This is a genomic window from Bartonella sp. AP36NXGY (genome assembly GCF_042195865.1).
Lineage (GTDB): Bacteria > Pseudomonadota > Alphaproteobacteria > Rhizobiales > Rhizobiaceae > Bartonella.
Genome location: NZ_JBHIPD010000139.1, coordinates 1 through 674, shown reverse-complemented (window position 1 = coordinate 674; position 674 = coordinate 1). Strand labels below are relative to the sequence as shown.

The window sequence follows — 674 nt, the reverse complement described above, 5'->3', positions numbered from 1 at the left end:
CTGTGTAAAAAAACTCTTCAACCATTGCCAAAAGTTGGAAAAGCTTTGTTTAACGCCCTCCCACAAATTGCCAAACCACTCGACAACAGCGCTAAGCTCTTGTTTAAACTTTTGCCAAGTTTGAGAGAAATCAAAAGCAGCAGCAATGATATTTTTCCATTTGGTGATGGTGGTGGTATCAGCACCAAAAAAGCGCATGACGGCTTCAAAGGCACGCCCAAAAGCCCGAGATACCCCCCGTGCAAAACCTTTGACAAATGAAGAAAAACGATCCCAATATTTCCACAAAGCAAAACCAGCAGCCAGTATGACCGCCACAACAGCAGCAATGACCGCCCCTATTGGGGTAAAAATACCCCCCACAACAGAGGAAAGACTTGCCCCAACCACTTCGATCACTGTCCCCATCCAACCAAAAGAGGCAGCAAATGCACTTCCTGAGACAGCAATCCCCCGTAAAGCCCCTACCAGTAAAGTTATGGGGCGTAAGAGTCGGAGTGAACTTGCCCCAAGACCCGCGGTTAGCAAGCCCAGCGAGCGCCCTGCGGCTGCTAAGCCCCGCCAGCTTGCAGCAACACCACGACTGAGTACTCTAAGCTTGATAAAAGAGCCCATCAATTGAAGAATCCCAAGACGTGTGCCAGCCATGGTAAAGCGCAACACGCGCAGAGCAA

1 pseudogene is annotated in these 674 nt (G+C 49.6%); it reads right to left on the bottom strand.

Annotated elements, in window-relative coordinates:
• A pseudogene (locus tag ACFINX_RS10335) lies at positions 1 to 674 on the bottom strand (phage tail tape measure protein); the annotation flags it as partial.